This is a genomic window from Promicromonospora kroppenstedtii DSM 19349 (assembly GCF_000515355.1).
GTDB lineage: Bacteria > Actinomycetota > Actinomycetes > Actinomycetales > Cellulomonadaceae > Promicromonospora > Promicromonospora kroppenstedtii.
This window is the reverse complement of sequence record NZ_KI911761.1, coordinates 298-2,998: the sequence shown is the minus strand read 5'-3', so window position 1 is coordinate 2,998 and position 2,701 is coordinate 298. Positions and strand designations below refer to the sequence as shown.

At 72.7% G+C, this 2,701-nt stretch carries 2 protein-coding genes; both read left to right on the top strand.

Annotation, left to right across the window (positions count from 1 at the left end):
* The first annotated feature begins 231 nt into the window (after positions 1-231).
* Positions 232-2,052 carry a flavin-containing monooxygenase gene (locus tag PROKR_RS28555; RefSeq protein ID WP_157602834.1) on the top strand — a complete coding sequence of 607 codons (1,821 nt, stop codon included), beginning with the start codon at positions 232-234 and terminating at the stop codon, positions 2,050-2,052.
* A gap of 42 nt (positions 2,053-2,094) precedes the next feature.
* On the top strand, positions 2,095-2,701 hold a 607-nt coding region (locus tag PROKR_RS28550; protein ID WP_036970834.1), incomplete at its 3' end, for a TIR domain-containing protein.

The following is a 2,701-nucleotide window of genomic DNA, read 5'->3' as shown; positions in this document are numbered from 1 at the left end:
GCCGCGCGAAGGCGCGGCGGGCGGCCGCCACGAGGAGCTCGCGGTTGCGTGCCACGTCGCGCCGGGTCGGTTCGCCGCTCCGCTCGACTGCTCGTTCGACCGCCATGCGCCGAGAGTAACGGGAGGCGCGGTGCGGGACGCCACAGGAGCAGGGGTTGAAAACGTACATCAATGTACGTTTTCATGTGGTCGGCGGGGGAAACCCGCCGACCTGCTGACGAGAGGCCCTCCTTGTCCCACCTGACCAGCACTGATGGATTCCTCACCACCTCGGAGGCCGACGCCCTGCGCGAGCGGTACCGCCAGGAGCGCGACCGGCGGATCCGGCCCGACGGCCTGGCGCAGTACCGTCGGGCGGCGGGGGAGTTCGGGTACTACGCGAAGGATCCCTACACCGCGCGCACCGAGCGCGAGCCGCTGACCGACCGCGTCGAGGTGCTGGTCGTGGGCGGCGGGTTCGGCGGCCTGGTCACCGGTGCGCGGCTGCGTGAGGTGGGGGTGGAGTCGCTGCGGATGATGGACGAGGCCGGCGACTTCGGCGGCACCTGGTACTGGAACCGGTACCCGGGAATCCACTGCGACATCGAGTCGTACGTGTACATGCCGCTGCTGGAGGAGACGGGCTATCTGCCGAAGTGGCGCTATGCGCCCGGCGAGGAGATCCGGCAGCACGCCGTGCGGATCGCCGAGCACTACGGGCTGTACCGGGACGCCGTCTTCCACACGCGCGTCACGGAGCTGACCTGGGACGAGGGCGCCGACGAGTGGCTGGTGCGCACGGACCGCGGCGACGCGATGCGGGCCCGGCACGTGGTGGTCTCCTCCGGCACGCTGTCGCAGGCCAAGCTGCCCGGCATCCCGGGGATCGAGGACTTCCGCGGGCACACGTTCCACACCAGCCGCTGGGACTACGGCTACACGGGCGGCACGGCGGACGGCGGCCTGACCGGCCTCGCCGACAAGCGCGTGGCCGTGATCGGCACCGGGGCGACCGGCCTGCAGGCCATCCCGCACGTGGCCCGGGACGCCGCGCACCTGTACGTGCTGCAGCGCACGCCGTCGTCGGTGGACGTGCGGGACAACCGGCCCACGGACCCGGAGTGGGCGGCCGGGCTGAAGCCGGGCTGGCAGCAGGAGCGGATGGACAACTTCCTGGCGATCCTCGCGGGCGAGGACGTCGCGGAGGACCTGACGCGTGACGGCTGGACCGGCACGGCGCGGCTGCAGCGCAAGATGATCACGGGCGCGGTGGACACGACCGTCGACCCGGCCGAGCGCGAGCGGCTCGACGAGCTGGCCGACTTCGCCAAGATGAACCAGATCCGCGCCCGCGTGGACGAGGTCGTCGAGGACCCGGCCACCGCCGAGGCGCTCAAGCCCTGGTACCGGTACATGTGCAAGCGGCCCGGGTTCAGCGACCAGTACCTGCAGGCGTTCAACCGGCCGAACGTGACGCTGGTGGACACCGCCGACCACGGGGGCGTCACCCGGATGACCGAGAACTCGGTGGTGGTGGGCGACCAGGAGCTCGAGGTGGACTGCGTCGTCTTCGCCACGGGGTTCGAGGTGGGCGTCTCGGGCGTCGTGTCGGGCACGCTGCCCGTGCACGGGCGGGGCGGCGCGACCCTGCTGGGTGCGTGGGCGCGCGGGCCGCGCACGCTGCACGGCTTCTACACCCACGGGTTCCCCAACCTGTTCCACCTGGGCGGGGTGCAGAACGCCAACTCGGTGAACTTCGTGCACATCCTGTCCGAGCAGGCCACGCACATCGCCGCCGTCGTCGCCCGGGCCGCCAAGACCGGGGCCCGGTACGTCGAGCCCACGGAAGCGGCGCAGGACGCCTGGGCCGCGACCATCGCGGAGGCAGGGGCAGGCCAGGACAGCTCGGCGTTCCTGGCCGCGTGCACGCCGGGGTACTACAACGGCGAGGGAACGCGGAAGGGCGGCGCGCCGACGTCGTACAGCCCGGGGCCCGTGGCGTTCCACCGGCTGCTCGCGCAGTGGCGCGAGGGAGACATGAGCGAGGTGCTGGTGCCGGCCGTGCCGCGGTGAGTCGCGCCTGGGCCCAAAGGGGCAATTCCGTATATTGGTGACGTGCCTGACGGTGGTTACGACGCGTTCGTCTCCTACAGCCATGACGCGGACGGTCCGGTCGGCCCCGCCCTGCGCGACGCGTTGCACCTGTTCGCGCGGCCGTGGAACCGGCTCCGGGCGCTGCGGGTCTTCTGCGACCGGCGCGCCCTGGACCCGGCCGACGGGCTGTGGAGCACGATCCGGCGGGCGCTGGACGGCTCGCGCTTCCTGATCCTCGTCGCCTCACCCGGCGCGGCCGGGTCCCGCTGGGTGGGGCGCGAGGTGGAGCAGTGGCGGCGCGTCACACCCCGGCGTCCGGTCCTGATCGTGCGCACGGGCGGCCAGATCGTCTGGGACGACGTCGCCGGCGACTTCGACTGGGACCGGACCACGGCCCTGCCCCATGCGCTGAGCGGCTGGTTCACCGAGGAGCCGCAGTGGGTCGACCTGGAGCTGCCGCCCAGCCGGCTGAGCCTGCGGGACCCGGTCTTCCAGGACGCGGTCGCCACGCTGGCGGCGCCCCTTCACGCCCGCGCCAAGGACGACCTGCTGGGCGTCGACGTGGCCCAGCACCGCCGGTCCCAGGGCTTCCGCCGGGCCATGTGGGCCGGGCTGTCGCTGGTCGCGG